17 protein-coding genes and 1 pseudogene are annotated in these 20,860 nt (G+C 52.7%); all 18 read right to left on the reverse strand.

Annotated features, from left to right (window positions below):
• Window positions 1–53: 53 nt before the first annotated feature.
• Window positions 54–1,136 (reverse strand): annotated as a pseudogene (locus NB063_RS32630) (recombinase family protein); the annotation flags it as partial.
• A gap of 391 nt (window positions 1,137–1,527) precedes the next feature.
• Window positions 1,528–1,767, reverse strand: a complete 240-nt coding sequence (locus NB063_RS32635) for a helix-turn-helix domain-containing protein (RefSeq protein ID WP_407652641.1) — start codon at window positions 1,765–1,767, stop codon at window positions 1,528–1,530.
• A 140-nt stretch (window positions 1,768–1,907) separates the two neighbouring features.
• On the reverse strand, window positions 1,908–2,099 hold the full coding sequence (locus tag NB063_RS15820) for a hypothetical protein (protein ID WP_250929701.1): 192 nt from the start codon (window positions 2,097–2,099) through the stop codon (window positions 1,908–1,910).
• A complete protein-coding gene (locus NB063_RS15825) occupies window positions 2,096–2,908 on the reverse strand; it encodes a bifunctional DNA primase/polymerase (RefSeq protein ID WP_250929702.1) in 813 nt (270 codons plus the stop codon). The genes NB063_RS15820 and NB063_RS15825 overlap by 4 nt, the downstream gene beginning before the upstream one ends.
• Before the next feature lie 14 nt (window positions 2,909–2,922).
• Window positions 2,923–3,045, reverse strand: coding sequence for a hypothetical protein (locus NB063_RS32280; protein ID WP_261367394.1), 123 nt, complete (start codon window positions 3,043–3,045; stop codon window positions 2,923–2,925).
• 138 nt (window positions 3,046–3,183) lie between these two features.
• Window positions 3,184–3,363, reverse strand: a complete 180-nt coding sequence (locus NB063_RS15830) for a hypothetical protein (RefSeq protein ID WP_250929703.1) — start codon at window positions 3,361–3,363, stop codon at window positions 3,184–3,186.
• Complete coding sequence (locus NB063_RS15835) at window positions 3,360–3,569, reverse strand: hypothetical protein (RefSeq protein ID WP_250929704.1); 210 nt, start codon at window positions 3,567–3,569, stop codon at window positions 3,360–3,362. The genes NB063_RS15830 and NB063_RS15835 overlap by 4 nt, the downstream gene beginning before the upstream one ends.
• Window positions 3,570–3,678: 109 nt before the next feature.
• Window positions 3,679–4,062 (reverse strand): hypothetical protein, encoded by a 384-nt coding sequence (locus tag NB063_RS15840; protein WP_250929705.1) that lies wholly within the window; start codon window positions 4,060–4,062, stop codon window positions 3,679–3,681.
• 419 nt (window positions 4,063–4,481) lie between these two features.
• A complete protein-coding gene (locus tag NB063_RS32640) occupies window positions 4,482–4,904 on the reverse strand; it encodes a replication-relaxation family protein (RefSeq protein ID WP_407652642.1) in 423 nt (140 codons plus the stop codon).
• A complete protein-coding gene (locus NB063_RS15845) occupies window positions 4,874–6,259 on the reverse strand; it encodes a hypothetical protein (RefSeq protein WP_250929706.1) in 1,386 nt (461 codons plus the stop codon). The genes NB063_RS32640 and NB063_RS15845 overlap by 31 nt, the downstream gene beginning before the upstream one ends.
• Complete coding sequence (locus tag NB063_RS15850) at window positions 6,256–6,564, reverse strand: hypothetical protein (RefSeq protein WP_250929707.1); 309 nt, start codon at window positions 6,562–6,564, stop codon at window positions 6,256–6,258. Before NB063_RS15850 ends, NB063_RS15845 begins: the two co-directional genes overlap by 4 nt.
• The gene (locus tag NB063_RS15855; protein WP_250929708.1) at window positions 6,534–6,809 is read right to left on the reverse strand and encodes a hypothetical protein; all 276 of its coding nucleotides are present in this window, start codon (window positions 6,807–6,809) and stop codon (window positions 6,534–6,536) included. The genes NB063_RS15850 and NB063_RS15855 overlap by 31 nt, the downstream gene beginning before the upstream one ends.
• Window positions 6,810–6,934: 125 nt before the next feature.
• Window positions 6,935–7,624 carry a hypothetical protein gene (locus NB063_RS15860; protein ID WP_250929709.1) on the reverse strand — a complete coding sequence of 230 codons (690 nt, stop codon included), beginning with the start codon at window positions 7,622–7,624 and terminating at the stop codon, window positions 6,935–6,937.
• Between the two features lie 302 nt (window positions 7,625–7,926).
• Entirely contained in the window at window positions 7,927–9,024 is a 1,098-nt protein-coding gene (locus NB063_RS15865; protein ID WP_250929710.1) for a hypothetical protein, read from the reverse strand.
• 67 nt (window positions 9,025–9,091) lie between these two features.
• Window positions 9,092–9,694, reverse strand: coding sequence for a recombinase family protein (locus NB063_RS15870; RefSeq protein WP_250929711.1), 603 nt, complete (start codon window positions 9,692–9,694; stop codon window positions 9,092–9,094).
• Between the two features lie 242 nt (window positions 9,695–9,936).
• A complete protein-coding gene (locus NB063_RS15875) occupies window positions 9,937–10,413 on the reverse strand; it encodes a TspO/MBR family protein (protein ID WP_250929712.1) in 477 nt (158 codons plus the stop codon).
• Entirely contained in the window at window positions 10,414–13,149 is a 2,736-nt protein-coding gene (locus tag NB063_RS15880) for a DEAD/DEAH box helicase (protein WP_250929713.1), read from the reverse strand.
• Entirely contained in the window at window positions 13,150–20,853 is a 7,704-nt protein-coding gene (locus NB063_RS15885; RefSeq protein WP_250929714.1) for a sacsin N-terminal ATP-binding-like domain-containing protein, read from the reverse strand. It abuts the gene before it with no gap.
• Window positions 20,854–20,860: the final 7 nt, after the last annotated feature.

A 20,860-nucleotide genomic window follows, 5' to 3' on the forward strand; every position in this document is an offset into this window, starting at 1 on the left:
TGAACAATTCGTTCGCGGTCTTCGAGCACTTGGCCAAGTTCCTTGATCCGATCAATTACCGCCTGTTCCAGAGCCAATGCCGGCAGTCGGGGCGCATCACAGCTGTACTTGCCACCTTCGTGCGTTTGGCGAGTGCAGACATAGTAATATGCCTTTGCCTTCGAGCCATGAGCACAGGCACCGACCAAATGGGCACCGCATGAACATCGGAGGAGCCCGGACAGGAGATAGGTTCGGGCATTTGGCTGCTTGACGTTAATGCGTCGTTTCACCATCTCACCAAGCGAAGCCTGTACACGCTGGAACTGTTCTTCATCGATCAAGCCCGGGTGATTGCCCTGATGTTCGGCATCGCCCCAGCGAATCTTCCCGATATACACCGGATTTCGCAGAATGCCGATAATCTTCTGCTTCGAAAAGAGTTTCCCGCCGCGAATCTTTCCTGAGCGAGTTTCATATTGCGGGTAGCGGATACCCAGATCACTCAACTCGCGGGTCACCGCACCGGCAGATCCGTGTCGCTCGTATGATTCAAAAATACGTCGGACGATCTCGGCACCCTCTTCGTCAATTTCCAGATTTCCGGGCTCGTCTTTGACCGACCGATACCCCAGAACATGTCCGCCGTTCCATAATCCTCGCTCGACACGATCGCGCATGATGGAATAGGTGCGTTCTGCCGTCATCTTCCTCTCAAGCTGGGCAAACACGATGATGAGTTGAATCATCGCTTGGCCAGTCGGCATAGACGTATCAAACTTTTCCCGCAGCGAAATGACGTCGACCTCGTGTTCTTCAAAGAGCGCCCACAAATCCACAAAGTCCTTGAGGCTGCGTGTGATGCGATCGAGTTTGAAACAGATCACCAAGTCGATGTTGCCTGCCGCGATGTCGCGTTTGAGTCGTTGTAGCTGCGGTCGGTTCTGGTCTTTGGCGGAACGCCCAGCATCGATATAGAACTCCAGCGATTCAATGTCCCAGCCTTCGCGGCGCTTGCGGAACTCAACTTCCTGCTCAATTTCATGCTGCTGGGCGATTAAGCTATCGCCTTCCGTCGCTTGGCGCTGCGACGAAACCCGAACATAACCTGCGATTCGCAGCGGACGACTTGTTTTCTTTGTGTTCTTGCGTCGCATTGGTTGCACCCTTCAACTTCGGCTCTGATCAATCAATTACTTATTGTTCCCTTGGAAGTCGATTCCGGGAAGCGAGGACTTCCGGATTTCGTCGACGAAGACGCGATTCTCGCAAGAATCTCGCCAATCAATTTGTGTCGTTTCTTACCACGCTTGTCGGGGGCAACGCGAAAGAGCGGATGCTCCTTGTTTTCCAAAATGGCATGGTTAAGGTGCAAAACAGTTCGTTGTGGCGTTGGTGTTTTCGTGCGTCGGCGATGAGGTTCCACTGACCGCTGCAATGTGGTTGCCTTGTCCATTGATTTCTCCGCACGATTGATGTGTAGAAATAAAAAAAGGCACGCCCCATGACGAGACGTGCCTCGAAAAATCGTCAACAGTTGATCATCAGTCACTGTTCATCGCTTTTTGCTCCGGTGGATACCGCTGCATTATCGCGGCGGCAGTTTCGGAGAAATGACTCAAGATCGGCTTGCGATAAACGGATTGTTCCGCGTCCTATCCCAATCCTGTGACACTTCAACTTGCCCGCTTCGATCAGTGAGTAGACCAATGATCTGCTGACCCGTAGCTGGGATGCGACCTGTTCTACCGTCAGCACTGAGGTTCTCCGTATCAGGGAATCGATCATCCAGTTCCTCCGCGATCATCGAGAGTAAAGCGAGTTTTTCGTCGGCGGTCAGGCGTGGCTTCCTGCCAAGCACATTACGCCGATGCTGAACGTTGACTTTGATGTGAACATCACCGTCTTCGTATATCCATGTATGAACGCTAATCACTGGGCTGCTCCTTTGCCTTCTGTTTGAAGTCGAGCAGTTTCTTCAAGTTGGTCCAGGAAAGAAATTTGTTATTCACCGAGCCATCGGCGAAGGTGACGCGTGCTCCGTCAGCCTCTTTACCGCTCCATGAACACGTGCCATGGCCGGCCTCGAAAATCATGCAAATAGGTCTTTGTTCAGTCATTTGAGTCTCATTGCCTCACTGAGCTTGTAACGGAGCCGTGAATCGTTCCATGACGGCTCCGCGTTGGTTTGATTCCATCGCCTTAGTTCATCCAAGGCGATATTGAAGGGAAGCCCGAACTTCTGAATCAGCACACACGCAACGCGAAACAAGTTGCGGTCGCCGCCTTGTCCGGAAACAGAAAACATTCGCCCGATGTACTTCCGTGCTCGAATGCGAATTCGATCGTTGTCGCATCGATCATCAATGATGATGCGGTCAGGTTTGTCATTCCGTCTGATGATCCATGACGGATCGAAGAGCGGGGGTGGTGATGACCAGTCGCCAAGCTTTTCGTATCGCCTGCCGGAATGGTGTCGTGATGGTGGAGCGACGACGTAACCGCCGTCTGCCCGAAGATCGAGGTTCAAGCCATGTAGTTTGGCCCCGTTGCGAATAACGGGTCCGGGATGTGTGTAAAACAGGTGGCAACCTGATCCAGTGCGAGCCATCATCGGCGTGTCAGCAAGGTGATGCTGACACCAATGAACAGCGTGTTCGTCATCACAATCAACGGCAACAATGCCGCTGATTCGACCGGTCACAATTCCGAGATTGTGCGAAGTGTCGGTAAACCAACCATCGATCTCATTCTGTGTCGCTCTGCGACTTTGGAATGCTTTCCAAGGGATCAATGGTTTCTTGCCGGACTTCGGATCACCGTCCGCCGCTGGTGCCAGCGGGATAATCGAAAACCGGCGTTCCAGATAACCGGAAGCCTCATCGAGCATCTCACCGGACGGAATGACTCGCGTATTCACGAGCCACATTGCATCCATCCTCGTCAAGCCGCAGCCCAGATTAGGAAGAGAATGAAGATGACGACGCCGATGACGGCACCAACACCGTCCACCGGGTCGGGACCTTTCGTCATTCCCATGCGGCGATTGATATTGATCTGTTTCATTGAAAGTCTCCGGTATGCAGTGAATACAAAGTGGTGAAAATGCCAAACAGGGCACCGACCGCGAAGCCAAGCCAGAATGCCATGGCAATCGCGAAGTACCCTGCTTGGTTACGTTGAGGACGAAGTTCTGTCGTTCGTTTAACGTGGATGTACGGGCTCAAGTGTCACCCCCGCTTGCTGCAACAGCATCGCGATGACCACCGCGAACGTCAGAACGATCACAGCGAATCCGAAGTTCTCGCAGAACTCCCAGAAGCGACTGCGCTTTTTGTCCGGTGCGTCGACCGCACACTTACGTTGAACATGGATTTGTGTCATTGGGTACCTGCTACTCCTGTGATAATGGCCAGAATGATGAGGAAGCACGCCGTGAAGATGATGCTGAAGCCGAGAGCTTCACAAACATCTTCGAACTTGCTTCGTTCGACTTTCTTTCCGGTTTCCACCGAGATCTTTCGCTGCACGTGCATCTTGCGATCCGAGACCTCAGGGAAGACGATCTCTGCTTTCTTAATGTGATTCACATATTCCTCCAGACGTATTCGATGATGAGAATGACCATGACGATCCCAAGACCTTTGAGAACGCCTCCGATTCCGCCCATGGCATGGGCGTGGCTAACGCGTTTCATTCTTACTCCTCAATGGTGATGACCAGGTTCTCCTCGATCGTGCCGTAATAGATGCCCTCTTCAGCAAGTTGCGAAAAGAGCTGTTGAGCCATGTAGTTGGGGTCCGCCATCATCGGTGCAATCGCATTGCTCAAAAATTGCGCCTGACCTTGCATGACCGATAGCTGGTTCTGCACCTCTGCCTGCATGGAAGCGATTTGCATCATCATTTGCTGCTGCATCACTTGGCTTGCCTGAGCCATCTGGTTCTGCGGAGCTTGACTCACCACCATAGGTAACGAGCTTGGAGCCGTACTCATTGCCTGAGAAGGCGGCACACCATTCTGTGTTGGGTCACGAGCCTGTGAGTCATTACCCATCTGTTGCAGACGATCTGCGAGTTTCATCAAACACCTCCTTATCATTGGGTGGGCTGTTGGTGGCCCTCGGGGAAACAAAAAACAAGGTGAGCCCCGAGGGGCTCACCAAGAAGACTCACCGGATAATTTTGGTATCCGGCACGAGTTGTGATAGCCTTGGCATCAAGGCGTACAACCAGAACAAGCCACAGGCTTGGATCTGGAAGAGAATAACCATCGCGACCATGATGGGTTTGGGGGAAGGAAGTAATGCCTTCCCTCAAGCAGCGCCGGTCAAGTCCTTGCGACTTGACAAGCTGCTATGATGCGGAGGCACTTCCTGCCCCGGCACGGTGACAGGGTGGGCGGGTCGGAAAGTTGCTTCACGTGAAGTAATAGCCGGGGGACCGCGGGGGTGGAACAAGCACCGTCCTACAGGACTTTTTCACCAGTGGAAAAACTCTTTTTCACAGGAATTTCGACACGTTCCACAGTGAGAACAAGTGGTGAGAATAAGGGCAAACATCCTTTATCCCATCCAACCGCTTTTCCGTGAGACAAACCCAGACAACTGGGTCCGTGCAGTTTTGGTACACCGCCATTCTTTGTCTCACTTGTTCGTGCGACTCCGATCCAGTGTCCAATTCAACGAAGAGCAAACCGTCTTCAAAATGTAGTTCGGCATCCGGTCGAAGCGATGCGTCGACATCTGCGTAACGCACAACGTAATCGGCTTCCTGATTCAGCAGCCATTTGGTCAGATACAGTTCATGACGTACGCGATCAGGGCGAATATCCTGCGTACAGAAGACTTTGTTCTTCCTTCCGGTATCCTTGAGCAACACCGTTCCGACTTCTTTCACTGATCCTCGTTTGCAGAGCGTCGCCATTCGCCGTGCGGCCGTCTTGTAGCTTTCGAACCCGATTTCGCGTTGGATGTCGTCGATCGTGCAGGCATGGTAACAGAGCTTTGCGATGGACTGATCGCGTGCCTTGTAGTCCAGTTGTTGACGTGTTGCCATGCGTTCTCCTCACTGATTCCGAACGAGAAACGTGGTCTATACAGATCAAAGGTTTCAAGGAACACGTTGTTTCCTTCTTTAACGTAACGCTCATTCTGCTTGAGATTCATGAGCTCTTTGGCGAACAAGCGAATTTGATTGTCGAGCGATTGGTAGTGCGTTCGCTGGTCGTCCATAACGCGATACTGACTGAGATAGCTGACGCGTTCGGTTTCCCGATCGACAATGGATTCGTACCCGTCGTGAACTTGACGCGGAACGTATTCCTCGTAATGCACTTCCATCGGATTGAGCGTCGGTGTCTTCAGGAGTTGTGCAAATCGAATTGCCAATCCGCCGTCATCAACGCCGTATATCTCTTTGCGTCCACAGTTCTGCCAAATGCGAGGCGTGAGGAGTCCGTAATCACCCGTTTGATCGAGCAGGTGAATAAACAAGCCGTACTTCCTCATTTCCTCAATGGCAGCAGTTTCATAACTACCGATAATCTTTGACGCTTCATCAATGACCAAGGTGATCGGTCGCTGAAACATCCCTCGCTTCGCTGCGGTAATCAACGAGAGCGACACGGCTCCCATCACCATGCGTGTTGAATCGATGCTGAGGCCGTTACCATCGATAACAAAGACGCCACCGTCGTTAAGGAACGACACAAAATCCCAGCCAACGTTGTGACAACGAGCCTTGAAAGCCGGTGACATCCGTGACAACATTCGCTTGGCCGCGCCGACTTCCTGTCGCTGTTGGTACACATTCATGAAAGCCAGAGGTTCCAGTTCCTCGGAATCAATCATGCGGAACTCTTCGCTCATTGGGTCGAGTACGCGATGAAGCTGCGTTAGTGGCACCACCGGGTTGCGGTGCCAGGCAGTCAACGCTTTTATCAGCCATTCTTCAATCAGCGGGTTGGCACGAATTCCGTCTCGCTGTTGATCTCTGGCCACAATGTCGGCAAACGCATAGTTGACTTCATTGCGAAGCAGGTCAGCTTGATAGTCATTGCCATCGATCGGTATCAAGAACTGCCAAGGAACAACGAGATCAGTCCTAGCCAAGCAATCGATCACGCAGGGAATATTCTCATCCGAGCACTTTATCGCAGCGACATCGGCAAGCGATCCATGAGGATCGAGAGTTACCGTGGCGGGTCCAATCCGGGAACCTTCCCCCGTCGACTTTCCGCTTCCGGTCGGTCCCACGCCTTGCAAATGGTTACCGTTCATCCGATCCACTCCTTGATCTGGGCCAAGTATCGAGCGTAAAGCTCTTGTTCAGCGAGTCGGCGATGAACGGGGTCGGGGATAGCACGCTGTAGCAGGGCCAGTTTTCGTTGGTAATCAGTCTGAAGTGACGCGAGTCGTTGTTCGGGCGTGTGTTGGTGTTGTATTGGACGGCGACGCGGAATCGCCGGTGGCTTTATCGGTTGTTGTTTTGGAACTGAGCGTGTCTTCGGCTCATGGCTCTTGATGGCCATAAATGCGAGTACGACGAAGAGGATCAGGAACCAGACGCCAGCAGTAGTAAACATAAGATGAATACTCCAATCCAGAATGGTTCGTTGTCCCAAATACTGTCGGCCTTGCTGGCAACGCTTGCCGTAATCCACGACCCGCCGGCCCAATGAATCGGAAACACGAATCCATAAACGATTTTCTGATATGGGTTCATGTCTTCGTATTTTGCAAACACCAATATGCCGGTGATGAAGTAGGTCAGCAGGATGAACATCAGGAACTCCGTGATGAAAATGCTGTTGTCGATAATGAGCAACAACCGTTGTCCATGAATTACACGCCTCTACCCTTAAGCGCATGCGCTGCGCGAATCGCAAACGGCGCAAGAAAAAAGCCTCCCGAGTTAACGGGAGGCTTGAGAGCGAGGCATCTGCATCAGTGATCCTACAGTTGGATGGTCATGTCACGTCGTAAGTCATAGATGAATTGCTGATGCTCAGCGGTACCGATCTCCATCGCAAGATCGCGATCGGAAACAAGAATCTGCACATCCATGAACGTCTTGGCGGTTCTACGACAGCGATAGCCGCCGAGATAGGTTGGACGTAACTCCCCGGTCTCCTCGCAAAGGTATGGAGCACAGAGAAGGTTCCAAGCATTCCCGATGAAACGGCTCCACGCACCGTGATCAGGAATATCGTCGACGGTGCGCTCGGAGTTTTGCAAGCTGACAGCAAATGCATCAGCTTCAGTGACCAAGTCCGCAGTTTGCGGCGACACTGTGAAACCGAAGGAATTGCGAATGCTCCATGCAGCGACGTCCGCAAGGACGTGAACTCGAAGTCGCTCTTCGTATCGCGCAAGCCGTCTGCAAACCGTTCCGGGATGCCCACCGAACACCTCGGACAGATCCCGCACCGACCATCCATCAAAACGAGACCGCTCCAACATCAGTGCCTCGGTTGGGTACTTCTTCGAATACGACCGTATGGCTCGAAGCTTAACGTCTCGAATGTTTGAGCCGTCGAAGTGCCAGTCGTCTTCTGACGTGGTCGCAACAATTGGCACGTCAGGCGGTACATAACCAGCACCACTGATCAGCGGTGATTGGGGGTCCGCGTAAATCGTTCTCATCTCAGCGTCTCCTTTAGCGGTGACCAAAGTGCGTACCGCGAGCGCAAACCGAACACCGGTCTTATTGAATTCGCTGCGGGCCGCGCGGCGAGAGAGAACTGGCCAAAGGTAAACAAACCGACCGAGTACGGAGCATTCGATCGTGCAGGCCGCCGAAGAATTTGTTACCGTAGAGATGTTAGGTTTACGGAGCCGGTGGCAGGCACGGCGAAGCCCGGTCGGTCACCGGTTTCTCTTCGCTTCAATCTGTGCAATGTTACACAGATTATGAGGCTAGTCAACCCTGGCCGAATGTCAGCCGGTCATTTTTCCTGAATAGGCTGCACAGAAAGTGCCGGAAACCGAGTCTTCGTGTAAAGCCGCGGAGCGGGCCGTTCGCGTAATCCGTAGACCTGAAGCGAGCCAGATTTGGCCCCCGTTCCAGTAGACGTTGTCAGTGAAGCGGGACGTCCCCCAAAAAGCAACTCGCACCCGGCGCTGGCAACGACGTAGCGGATTTCCGAGACGACACTGGAAGCTTGCTCGGGTGAGTACGTTTTTCCCTCAAGAGAAGCAAGCCAAGCGTTCAATTTGCGAATTATTGGTTCCTGAACTGCTCGAATATCTTTGAGGATCTCGCTGCCGGTCGGCGCGATTGCTTCGCGTGACACATCAGTGTCGGTGTCCTCCTGAGGCTCCATTGGCGGGATACGAAATCGACTACGAAACTCTTCGAGAGTTTCAGCTTTCGAAATGCTGCCAGTATCCGGTTTCTTCCTCAAGAAGATTGCAGACATTTCACGCGGTGGCTCTTCAGTTTGAGTAGCCTTACCCACTTCAGGATCAAGTAGAAAGACTTCGCAAACGTCCCCCTCGCTGAGTTCAGCCAAGTCTCGTTCAGGAACAACCGCCGTTACCTTGCGATCTTCCGATGGAATATTGAAGACCGCATGCTTAATTCGATCGCTGTAATCGGCACGTTCGAACACCGCGACTCGTCTAGATGCTTCATCTCTCCGTCTGTCCGCCACCGTGTACGCGATCACCTGGCCATCTTCGCGCCAGGCCACTGGAAATTCCAGCCGCAGTGGCTTCGACGCATGCAGCTTTGTCCGCGGAAGTTGTTTAATGATCAGTTCGAGTTGCAGTTCGAGTTGGCACTTATCCCCAGCTCTGCGATTTTTTACTTGGTCGACAGGTTCCGACAGATCGATTTCAGATTGCAACTCTGGAACGAAGTACTGTGAACGACTTGTTGTGGAATCGATGGGGACGCTGCGGAGGAACGTTGCGGCGAACTTTCGACGTAAACCAGTCGGCTCATCAGCAACCTGGTTGCTTGTCCGTTCTTTATCCTGTGGGGTTTGTCGAGTCATGGCCGCTTTTGGTTGTGTTTTTCTTTTCTTCACCGCTTCATCCATCTTGCAAGCAAGGCAATAAGGCATTCTACACAAGTTTTGACTTAAACGCATTGCAGCTAAAGTGGCTTTACGGTGAGGATTTTGTCTTCAGCCATCGATACAGTGTCGAGCGTGAACATCGTAGCGTCGAGCAGATTTCGTCGATGGACAGTGTTTGAACGCGGTGGAGCGACCTTGCGGTTGCGATGCGTGGATCACTCGGGTCGAGTTTCGGTCGGCCGCCGAGTCGGCCTCGGGCACGAGCGGCCATCAATCCGGCTTTGGTGCGTTCAGCGATCAGGCGGCGTTCAAAGTGGGCGAGTGCAGAGAACACATGGAAGATCAGTTCGCCGCTGGCCGACGTTGTGTCAATGGCTCCGTCGCAAATCGACCGGAAGCCAACGCCACGCTGCTGGAGGTCATCAATCAGGGTGACCAGATGTCGGATTGAGCGGCCAAGTCGATCCAGCCGCCAAACAAGAAGCGCATCGCCCGGCTGGAGTTCTGACAAACACGAATCCAGTCCTTTGCGACTTTCTTTCGCCCCTGAAGCCTTGTCGGTGAAGATTAGTTCCCTCGGAACACCGTTTTGTTTCAACGCGTCAAGCTGGAGTCGCAGATCCTGCTCAGAAGTTGACACACGAGCGTATCCGATGGTCCGACCGCTGATGTTCCCGTTTTCGTTCGTCATGGACGAGTTTACGGTACGCTGATTTACGACACCAGAAAACAAGACTCGTTTGACGGGAAAGGGGACTGTGTTCCGGTCGCGGCTGTCGTGTCTCGAAAAACGACCGTTAAACGGGACCGAAAATTCGCATCCCATGCAAGCATGGTGACTCGCCGCACTTCGACCATTGAGTCAGTCAACGGCACAGAGCGGTATCCAAGTCACTGACTAAATATCCGTCACCTTGAAGCAGCGGATTCCAATCAATTCAATCGCCAGATCGCATAATTCAACACACTGGCAAAGCTCACCCAGACCAAATATGGAACCATCAACCAGCCGGCGAGTTTGCTGCTCCTGAAAAATGCGACTGTCGTTGCCACGATCGCGGACCACAATACGACAATCTCAGCGAACGCCCATCCCGATTGATGCTGGCTGAAGAAGATCCACGACCAAGCGACGTTCAGAATTAGCTGCACGCCGAACAACATCAGCGGGATCTTCGCTGGCTTGAATCCGGCCGGTTTCCACACCAGCCACGCGGCGACCGCCATCATGATGTACAGCGTCGTCCATACCGGGCCAAACACGTAGCCTGGAGGATTCCACGAGGGCTTCTCGATGGTCTTGTACCAATTTCCAATTTCGGGAGTCGTTGCGATCGCGCCAAGGCCGCCCGCGCCGAGGCAGATGGCGATAAAAACGGCCAATCCAAACCAGCGATAGCGATTCGTCACCTATTGCTCCTGTAAGTTTTCTTTTTCATCGCCGTCAGCCGGCCAGAGTACACCGAGGAAATGAACTTCTGGTACTTGAAATGGAAGATCGAAGTCGACCATCCGTTTTTCGATTTCATCCGTCCCTCTTCGAACCATATCGTCCAGTTCGTTAGCTGTCTTTGGCTTGGGCATTGCTTCATCACGCCGAAGCGTTCTTTTGTCAAGCAGCTTGTTCAGCAATAGCAACGTCTCCCAGTCACGGTGGATCTTGAACCCACCACTCTCGAATTCTACGGCTGCAACGAAAGCCCGTACGTTTGATGTTTGCGAGGTGACTTTGTCGATGACGCGGTACACCAGAAGTGGATTAGGAAGCGTATTTCCCGGCAGCGCCGCTACGCTTGATGTATTTGCCCTCGCTTGCCGCACGGCCTGGTCCAAGATCGCATGTCCTACGCCCAGAATTCTCTCACTCGGAATCGATTTGTCGGCCGTCCGCTCGAAAATGACGTTCTTGTAGTTGGTTCTGATTGCAGGTGAATTCAGCCAGCGTTCTGGGGTTTTAAACGACACGCCTTCATCGGATTCCTCGTAATTGCGGTTGTTGAGTTTGACCATTGCAAGAAAAAACTGACGCAGGGCAGGTAGGTCAAGTTTGGGGATCTTGTCAGACATTGCCTGGAAATCGAAATGGGAACAGTGTCCGATGAGATCTCTGACTGTGTCAATCACATCCTCTCCGCCAAACTTAGCAGTCTTCTCGTCAAACCACTTGGAGAGCGAACCAGGAGGCACATCGTTTGCCTCTGTAAAGACCTCGCGAAACATTGAGGGCGACGACATTCCCAGGACGAGCTCTAATAGGTCTTCGGGTTCGTCCATGACGTTACCCAATGATTGCATGATGTTGTCAATCTTCTCGTTTAGCTTGTCCCAGATGCGAGACTCGACCGTGCTCGGGTTGCGCAGAGTCATCACTTCAACCTGCTTTTTCTGTCCGTAGCGATTCAGTCTTCCAACTCGCTGGTGAAGGCGCATTGGATTCCATGGCAGATCGACGTGAATCAACGTGTTTGAGTTGTTTTGGAGATCAATGCCTTCGCCGGCCGCTTCCGTCGAAACCAAGAACTGAACCTGGCCCGAGTTGAACTTTGCAGCCGCCGTGTCGCGAGTCTCTGTAATGGACCTCGTGCTACCGTCCGAATGTACGACGCCGTCGGCTCTGGCATCGCCGTTGATAAATCCGACGCACTTATCGCCATACTTCTTCATCAATGCCGACATCAGCAGCGATTGCGTAGCTTTGTATTCAGTAAAAAACAAAACGGCACGACCGGGATAGCATTCATCCAGCACCGACAGAATCTTCTCGATCTTGGTTTCTGTCTGAACAGCGTCAGCGGCTTCGATGAGCTCCGCTATCCTTGGTTCTTCATCCTCCATCAAACTCAACGCCAAGGTTTTTTCAGCAAGTTGTTCGTCAAGGCGATTCAATTCATCCAAATCGTTTGTGCTTTCAAGTTCGTCATACGAGCGCAGCGTCTCTTTCTGTTCTTGTAGCTTGGCAAGTTCTTTTCGAGTGGAATGAATGCGACCATGTCGATTCTTAAGTGCTCGCCGGATCGCTGCCACCGAACTAGATGCGAGCTTTTGCATAGCGATTAGTACGAGTATTGCAGTACGTTGGTCATTGGAGCTGAGAGTTGACGCGTATGCTTTGCCGGTTGCAATGAACTCGGTCAACATGTCATAGAATCGATCCTCATCAGTAGAATACGTGTACGTGTCGGATGTGACCTTTGGCGGATAGAACAGACGGTTACCCTTTAGGTCTGTAACATTCTGTTTGTTGTTGCGAATCACGACTTGTCGCAGAAATGGCAGTTGTTCGTGCAACGGCTGTTTCGGGTCAAACAAGTCGGGACGAAGCAATTTTAACAGCGAAAGGAACCCATAATTCTTGCCGCGGTGGGGCGTACCCGTAAAGAACACCATGGACTCTACGTGGTTGGCTTGGACGAGTTTTTCAACAAACCGATAGCCCAGTGTTGGTCCACCTTGTTCATCGGCGTTTAAGTGATGCGCTTCGTCTACGAGGATTAAGTCCCACGGTGGTGACTCAAGCATGCGGTCGTGTCGGTTATTACTGTCTTTGCGCAGCGTCTGCATCGACGCAACAACCTGCGGATGGGTGTGCCAAAAGTCGGATTTCTCGGTATCCGCTTCGGAAACATAGAGTGCGACACGAATGTCGAACATATCCCGCAGGCGAGCCTGCCACTGGTCCACCAGCGATGCCGGGCAAATGATCAACAGGCGATTCACGTTTTCGCGGGAAAGTAGCGGCCACAGGATCAACCCAGCTTCAATTGTTTTGCCAAGTCCCACGTCATCGGCGACGAGCCATCGGGCGGGCCATGCTTCGAGGACACGACGGCACACCCATAGCTGGTGCGGCAACAGTGCGATGCGAGACTTCGACAATACTCCCCAAGTATCGTTGACTGACTGGATCGCCTCGGCCTGGAATCGTGTTACGACTTCAAGAGGGATATCCCACGTTTCTTTTCGTAACGACTTCTGTGGGCTATCGACCTGGACCAGTTCGTCAATCTTGCATTGCTCAATACCGTGCTCGAATTTGACGACGGCAGTCTGGTCATCGACGACGAGAACATGCCCGATACCAAACTTATTGCTGCGAACGTGATCGCTCTTTTCAAACATTCCGCTGAATCCTGTCTCTTTGACCATCTAAAAGATCGGTTCTTCCCGGTCAGTTTCATCTTCGCCACCATCATCGACAACATCTTGATGGAAAAACATTTGCCTGAGGTCCACATCTTCAGCGATGAATTGGAACGGGATGTCGAAGTCATTCATGAAAGTCGCCTGTTCCGCTCCCAGGTGTTCTTCAACAAAGCAATACAGGTGTCTCGCCATATCCCATCGTTGTACTTGGAGGTCCAGTCCTTCGCATCCAAGTTGTTGGAAGATGTCTCGCACGCGCTTCACGGGAACGTATCCGTGCCGAATCGCGTGTGGGTTGCTGAGGACGTTGAGACGAATCAACTCGCGAACAACGAAACACGACCCGAGACCGAGCACTCGTGAGAGAGGAGGTACGCTTACGCCACCGCCTTGAAAAAGGCTACTGGATCGAGAATGAAGCACTTCTACGAGTTGGAATGGCCTGTCAATTCTGCCAATCGCGAGGAACAACTCGGCGTATCCATCCAGGTATTTCGACATCTGAAAGATTCCGACGAACTGGCGCATCCAGTGAAAATATTCCGCCTCGTCAATTTGACGTTCCAAATAATCGCTCACGAACTGCATCCATCGTTCGCTCTCCGGCTCAGATGCCGCAAACATGTCGAGCCAGCCTTCGCTCCCACACTTAGCGATGAACTTTCGATGCTGCTCTGGCTGCGCGCGCCCGATCGTGTGCATGAGCGCGAGTAGGAAGACTGTTATCCATTCGACGCGACGGTTATTTTCGTTGTCTGATTCTAAGTTCGTCGGAGTCCCGAAGGGATATGTGCGACGCGCGTATTCTTCCAGGAACGACCGTCCATCGAATTTGTCTTGTGGGAGAGTTCGGCTTTCGGACCACCACTCGTGAATATCGTTCAATGTTGCTTCAGGATCGACTTCATGGTCGTCTTCTTCCCGGTTTGAATGCTCATCCCAATTGAAGTTCTGCCGTTGATCGGCTGGCAATAAGAAAAAGAGACGATCTTTCGTATCATCGTCCAGAGATGCAAATGCTTCGCTATGCACCGGATTCGCAAACCAAGTGCCTTTACAGCCGCGACGCTTAAGTTCACCAAACAGTGGTTGGGCCAATTGCCCTCGGGCTAGATACTCCAAAGCTGCTCGCTGATGGTCAAAGTCCATTGCTTCGACAACCCACTCGGCCATAAGCCGTGCATCTGCTTTTAGCGTGTCACGGCAAACGTCGAAGAAGGCCATCGCATCGCCTATGTACTCGTCACTCAGCACACGCGCCGCTGGCGCAAATCGTGCGCGGAATCGTTCATCATCGCGGCGGTCGTCTCGTTCCAAATCGGTCTCGTGTCCGATAAGCAGTACCTTCGCTGGGTGATATTGGTTGTCTTGTCCCTTAAACTCGACTTGCTCAAGTAACTCGCGTGTTGCTCGATATTCCAAATCCGCCATCAACTCCAAAGACTTCTTCGTGATGGTTGCTCCAAGTTTCAGCGCGACGTCCGAGGGCGCGAAACATCCATAGTGAAATTCCCAGGCCAGAACTGAGGGGACATTCAGAATCTTGATATGCGCCGCGGAGAAATTGGACACGGATGCAATTTGCTTCAGCGACTCAAACACGTGTGAATTAGAGACGACCGTGCCGGCGGGCGCATGTTGCTCAAACGCTTCCCACTTCGAGACAGCAGCGAACACGTCCGGGTCGTCGGCCAAGATGCCGTCCAGCGCGTACTTGATCTGCGACGTCGAAATCAGCGTTTGATAGTTGCCACGGAGCCTAGTTGGGACTGCTTGGCACTCTCGGTACAGCTTGGCCGCGCCGCGATCGTGATCTGCCCAAAAGACCTCCCGAATCAACGAGTCTGCCGGAGATTCCTGTTTCGCCCGATGAGCGATGCCAGTTCCAATCAAGCTGAATAGAGAATCCCAAAAATCATACCTCGATGCGTCACTTGCAAGCCCTAAGTCGGCGCGAAGCCGCTCCCATCCATCGTTCGATGTTGTGGCCTCGAAAACCTGGCAGAGTTGATCGCCAAGGGCTGACCCCAGGCTGGCTGCAGTCTGCCTGTTCTGAGCAAACTCACGAGCGAGCTGTGCTCGGCCGACATCCAAAGCGAATGGTCCATTCAACAGAAAACCAAGCTCCATGGTTTCTCGTGTTGGGGCGGTTACCCAAATCGTCGGAATGTCGTCCTCGAATTCATCGAATTCGCGAGGGCCTAACGCCAGAAGAAGCGATCCAAAGTCCGATTCCAGCTGTAGTGTTCGCAACGGCTGCGGAATGATTCCATCCGATCCGAGCAACGGCGATAGGGTTCCGGTATAGCAACGATTCGCTGCCGTGACCTTCTTAGGTAGCCACTCGGTTTCACTTTGCCCTGCATTCACAATGCAGCGTTTGATCTGTCGAGCAAACACGACTGCAATGTGGGCAAGTCTCTTGAAGTCATGGAGTACCTGATCGGCTGTCGTCGACGTAAGCTGTAGTTGCACGACAGTTGATTGGGTGTTCCCGTCGAGAAGATCGTTGCGGCAACTATCCAACGAAAGTCGTTCGTCTCCGATCAGTCGTCGAGGATACATGGCGCCGGTCACCTCAAATGCCAACCTTCCGCTCAGCAGTTGGGGACGATCGCAAATGAGGTACGAGCTCTTGAAGCCGAGCCCAAATTTCCCCGTCACTGCACGGGAGGTGTCGCTTTCACCATGGCCCTTGTTCGACAGCGAAAGTACAAGCATCTTCCAGAGATCATTGTCAAAGCCCATCGTTGCATCACGCTGTTCCAGCGGATACTGGTTAATTCGACGGCCAAAGTGCGCGAGTGTGATGCAAGTTTCGTCGGTTACGACATGAAATGTTTGAGAGTCCGCAGTTTCATCATCCGAAAGGCTCCAGTTTTGAACGAGTTCGATAGCGGCATCATCAGCGTTTTGAAAGATTTCAAACGGGACAGCGGCTTCCGTGTACTGGTAGTATTCTGCAACACGCTGTTTGATGGCTTCCAGAATACGCGTTTGAACGTCCTGATTGTTTTCGAGAACTTCACGAAGCGCATTCTTTGCCTCGCGCAGTTCAACATCTGGATTGCGCCGACCATCCCTCGATCGTCCTTCAGCTCCCGACCGTTGTTCCGCGAGAAGACGATCGGCTGCGTCCCAACTGTCCAGGATCGCTGAGACTTGCGGATCACTTCGTAGCCCCAGTTGATCGAGAATCAGAAATCCATGCTCAATGATTCGTTCTTGGGCGATGCTGATATCGAGTTGGTCACTTTCCGAGAGTTCATCCCACGCAGTTCCAAAAGACGTCTGATGTTCGTAGCTGTTGTAGGCGTTGACGATGAACTTGACTGCCGAGTCCTTTAGTAGCGTGCTCAGGTCCGATTCCGTCTGGTGACGAGGATCAATTTCATTTAGTCGAAAACACAACACGCGAGCGCCGTTCACCACTGCGTGTGGGAAAGGATAGTGACGCTTGCCGTACCCAACAAAGATGTTCCTTGGCGTTGTATTGCGCGGAACGAGAATCTGGTCACCGAAAAGATTCATGACCTTCACATTGGCGTCGGTGACAGTTTCCACAACGATACGCTGCTTTGACATCATCGTCAGGCCGTCTTCCAGCTCTCCTCCCGCGGTCATTTCCAGCAATCCAAATTTCCGTCGCGTTTCCTCCAGCGTTCGGTTCTTTCCTAAATATTGTTCGGCCAACTCAGCAATGGTGGGATCATCACCGAGTAGAGAAAGGAAACCTCCGATCTGTTCATTCGGCACAATGTCACGCCAAGGCTCGAAGTAGTCGCGTAGCCTTGTTCCGGCCTCATCAAGGTCGGGCTGAATTTTCGACCATTCAGGCTCGCGACCATCGTCAAGGCCGTTGTATAAAGACGGAATGCCGGTTGAAGTCAAAGTGACTGGCATGAACGGAGCAAGTGTGCTTTCCGTCGACGCGTTGAGCACACTGGAAACCGCTATCCCATCGTTGTGACAACAAAGTTCGTTCGCAGATTCCCAGTTTCCTTCCTCGTTCGGTAGTAACTGATCGGTCAGGGCACGCTGGTAGCCGCGGATGTTGACGGCGAGTCTTAGATAGTCGTTGAACATGGCAATGAGATTGTCGCGGCGGCGAGCGCTTTGCTCACGATCATGCCGCTGTTGCAAATGGTCGAGGAACGCCTTGATTCGCCCCTCAGAAATCGCAACATCGGCCTTGGCAAGCTGATTGAAAATTTGTTGCGTCGACGATGGGTAATGATCTGCGGCGTTCCCAATAAGGTCTCCGCAAGCGAATAGGTCCTCCGGCATCCCGGACACGACGCTTTTCCAGTGCAGGAAGACCTCCGCGTTTAGTGGACCGACGTGATTCCTTTCATCCTCATTCAATAGCTCGCCGAGCATCGACAATGCTGTTTCTGTGCTCGGGAAGAAACTGCGTCCCAGGCTTGCGTACTCTGGGTGCTCCCGCAACTCGCTTTCCAGCATCCCTGGTTCGTAAAATATTTCAGGGAACTCGGATGTCAGCCTGGCGACGTCATTCGCAATCAGCGGCAAGTCGATGACGTCGACCGGAGAAATCGGCGGACCACTTCGCCGGGGAAGCCAGGGTTTTGCCTTTAGCTGTTGACGGCAATCTTCAGAAAGGTCTGATGCGTCGGCCAAAGAATCCAAAATGATCTTCCAGTGACTGGCCAACTCACTTTGAGCGAGCACGATCTCGATGACAGCGGTCGCGTCCAGCACTCGCGTGAATTCCAGCTGTCGGCGCCAGGTGGCCTCATCGCCACTCCTGCACAGGATCTTGATCGAATCGACTAAACCGCTTGGCAGCGAAACATCGCTTTCCCAATAGCAGTGCTCTTCTATCGAGACGAATATTCCGTTGCGGTCCTGGTGAATCGGCATCCGTTTGCAAAGGTCATTGTCGTCGATCTCTTTCAGCAGAGTTGCGTACTCGTCGGGGGAAGGCTCAAGTCCGACGAACGCGGCGGGGCCGATCTCGCCTATGAGCGGAATGGTGCTTTCGGCACCGATGAATTTAATCGAAAAAGCTGTCAAATGGTCACCGGAAAGCAATGGCATGAACACCGGGTTCAACAGACGCCATTCTGAGTTCTGGCCTCCAAGCGATGTGTGAGTGATTCTTCGCCAAATATCAGACTCGTCAGCGAAGGTGATCAACAGCGGAGCGCCAGCCTCAAACTGCGCCGCCTCACCGTGCAACAAATATCGGACGACTTTTCGATGGGCATCGGACTGGCCAGATTCCGGCCGGAACCCAAGCAGCGTTTTCAATACTTCGACTCGGTCTCCGGGTCTCGTCAGGTTTGGTGTGCTCTGTCGCGTGATCGTTTCAACGATCTCTCTCTGCGTACACTGGGAGGGGGGCGCGTCGGGGAGAATCGCCTCGAAACATTCTTTGGACACTAACAGGACCGATTCGCCGGCGATGGCTTTCTGAAGTGAGTATGCCCGTGGCGATGGCGTGACGAAAAGCGTTTTATTCTGCCGGTGTTTCTCCAGCTTGTTCCAACTGACCAGGACGTCCTGTCTGTCACGACAATCTCTGGCCGTAAACAAGGTCAAATCGGCTACCGTAGCGAGGACCTCATCGAGATTCGCAACCTTGTGAAGCAGTTGCGCCGCTAGTATCGCGACGGCCTCCCGTTCCCCAGAATCACGTGCTGATTGCTGCCGCTTAGCCAGAGCGTTCAGGATCTGCACCGCGCCCTTTGAGTTCAGTCGAACTCGCTCGGAGTTTACTGTCAGGCTTAGGTTAAGCGGGACGAAAACGACGCCAACGTCGTACTGATTCATTTCGCGGATTAACGTGTCGGCGAATGCCTCAGGTAAATCCAGCGAAAGGAACCGATCTGCCGGAATGAATGAAAGCAGGCGCCCCACATCAGCGCCCTGCTTTCGAACTTCGACGAAACCGCAATCATGGAATCCCTGGCGAAAAACCCTTACCAGTCCATCCGCGTGTGAATCAAGTTCGCCACCTTCTGCGAGCAAGTCCAGGAAGTCACAGAGATAGTCCACTTGTTTCGATGATCGGATTGTCTCGCTGGGGCTGACACTCTCGATAAGCTGATCGACGTCTGCCGGTTGCCATGAAGTTTCAACGCCATCGTTCAAAAGGGTGGGGCAGCCGACTGCTGTCACATTCGTGCGCGAAAGGGTCCTCGACAGCGCAGGGAATAAATCCGATGGCAAGGACCGATCTGGCGTGTCCGGCATTAAACAAATACGCGAACTCGAATCGAACAACCGCCACGACCGACTACCGTCCGCGTTCCACAAAAGTCCCCAGTTGTTGACACTGCATACTTGGTTGCGAAATTCTTTAAAGAACTCTGAGGTTGAGATCGCTCGTGTGATCACCAACAGTTCATCGTCATTCAGTCCCGACTTCCCACGACCGGCCAGCGCGCCGAGCGAATTGGGCATCAAGGGGAGCGTACCGATGTCGGCGAGTCGCTGATTCCACCGGTGACGCAGCTGTTCATCGTCACGAAGTCCATCACCTGTGTTGCGAGATTCATGAAGGCCAATGGGTCGGTTGCGCCCGGCGTCCACAAAGAAATAGCCGTGGAGAAAAAGGGAAAGGTCGACGTTGGTGTCTGGAATCGGAATAACCTCCGGCTCTCCCAGCGGCAAGAATACAGCCCAGCTGATGGAAAGACTTCCCGGTATCTTTGGCGACCTGCGGAATGACGCACAAACTGCCGCATGCTGCCTTGCCTTTTCTCGAATGTTCCGCGGATTACCTGTTTCGGGATCGCGTCCCAGGTCACTCGGCCAATGCTCATCACTTTCGAGATCGTCTAATTTCTTATCAAAAGGATTCAGCTCGGTGGTAGCGAACTCAATTGTGCAGGTTGCGGTTGCCCCTTGCTTCACACGAACATTGCCGTGAAATGAAGTAGGCATTGCGGCATCCAATTGATCAAAGTCTGCCCTTCGTCCGCTTTCCTCCGTTAGTGCTATCTCGAATTCTTGAGTTGCACTTTCGCCGATCCCGCTCCAACCGCGAATAGATTGCAGGTTTTCGAGCATTGGAATCAGCTTGCCGATCTCAGGCGACAACTCACTTGTGGAAAGCCATGTGGGCAGACTGTCACCAGGATAAAACTTGATGACTGGTTCGCTATCTATGACCTGGTCGCGTTGGCGCAGCGGTATCCAGAGACAAAAACATTTTTTGCCTCCAAAGTGCTTCAACATCGCTGTGAGCAGCAGTCTTTTGTCGCCATCTGAAAACTCGTCCCACTCTGGATGAAACCCATCAGTCTGATCGGACCAGGGATTCAACACATCAGCGACATACTTCGTGCTCTCTCCGTCAGACGCTTGCCCGAAGAAGAAAAACGCCTCGCAAAGGTGGAAGATGCTCTTTAGTCCAAGACCGAACTTCCCAATCTTGGCCGCATCCATGGACTTCGTGTTTTCACCAAAACGTCGGATGTTGGCGCCATCGTTTCGCTCGAATTTTCCGTCATTGATGACAAACATGCCTGGCGATTGAAGAAGCGGATGAGCGGCTCCGGCCGGTGGATCGCAGATGCCGATATGTAGGTTTTTCGCGCCGGCATCATCTGCGTTCTGAACCAACTCTTTGATGAGCGGAAAACCGGTTTCCCCAATTGCGTACCGCCCCTCGCTCAGATTCTGACGAATCTGTCGAATGAATGCCGCAGCGGATGGGATGAAACCTTTGTTTGCCATGGATCGC

Origin of the sequence: Aporhodopirellula aestuarii (assembly GCF_023701485.1) — a bacterium.
GTDB classification, from domain to species: domain Bacteria; phylum Planctomycetota; class Planctomycetia; order Pirellulales; family Pirellulaceae; genus Rhodopirellula; species Rhodopirellula aestuarii.

Excerpts from the sequence above, each read along its gene's own strand:
- NB063_RS15860 (WP_250929709.1), bottom strand. The coding sequence starts at position 7,624 with ATGAGAACGATTTACGCGGACCCCCAATCACCGCTGATCAGTGGTGCT.
- NB063_RS15885 (WP_250929714.1), bottom strand. The coding sequence starts at position 20,853 with ATGGCAAACAAAGGTTTCATCCCATCCGCTGCGGCATTCATTCGACAG.
- NB063_RS15850 (WP_250929707.1), bottom strand. The coding sequence starts at position 6,564 with ATGTTTACTACTGCTGGCGTCTGGTTCCTGATCCTCTTCGTCGTACTC.
- NB063_RS15820 (WP_250929701.1), bottom strand. The coding sequence starts at position 2,099 with ATGACTGAACAAAGACCTATTTGCATGATTTTCGAGGCCGGCCATGGC.
- NB063_RS15845 (WP_250929706.1), bottom strand. The coding sequence starts at position 6,259 with ATGAACGGTAACCATTTGCAAGGCGTGGGACCGACCGGAAGCGGAAAG.
- NB063_RS15880 (WP_250929713.1), bottom strand. The coding sequence starts at position 13,149 with ATGGTCAAAGAGACAGGATTCAGCGGAATGTTTGAAAAGAGCGATCAC.
- NB063_RS15865 (WP_250929710.1), bottom strand. The coding sequence starts at position 9,024 with ATGGATGAAGCGGTGAAGAAAAGAAAAACACAACCAAAAGCGGCCATG.
- NB063_RS32635 (WP_407652641.1), bottom strand. The coding sequence starts at position 1,767 with ATGATCGATTCCCTGATACGGAGAACCTCAGTGCTGACGGTAGAACAG.
- NB063_RS15825 (WP_250929702.1), bottom strand. The coding sequence starts at position 2,908 with ATGTGGCTCGTGAATACGCGAGTCATTCCGTCCGGTGAGATGCTCGAT.
- NB063_RS15840 (WP_250929705.1), bottom strand. The coding sequence starts at position 4,062 with ATGAAACTCGCAGATCGTCTGCAACAGATGGGTAATGACTCACAGGCT.
- NB063_RS15870 (WP_250929711.1), bottom strand. The coding sequence starts at position 9,694 with ATGACGAACGAAAACGGGAACATCAGCGGTCGGACCATCGGATACGCT.
- NB063_RS15830 (WP_250929703.1), bottom strand. The coding sequence starts at position 3,363 with ATGACACAAATCCATGTTCAACGTAAGTGTGCGGTCGACGCACCGGAC.
- NB063_RS32640 (WP_407652642.1), bottom strand. The coding sequence starts at position 4,904 with ATGGCGACGCTCTGCAAACGAGGATCAGTGAAAGAAGTCGGAACGGTG.
- NB063_RS32280 (WP_261367394.1), bottom strand. The coding sequence starts at position 3,045 with ATGAAACAGATCAATATCAATCGCCGCATGGGAATGACGAAAGGTCCC.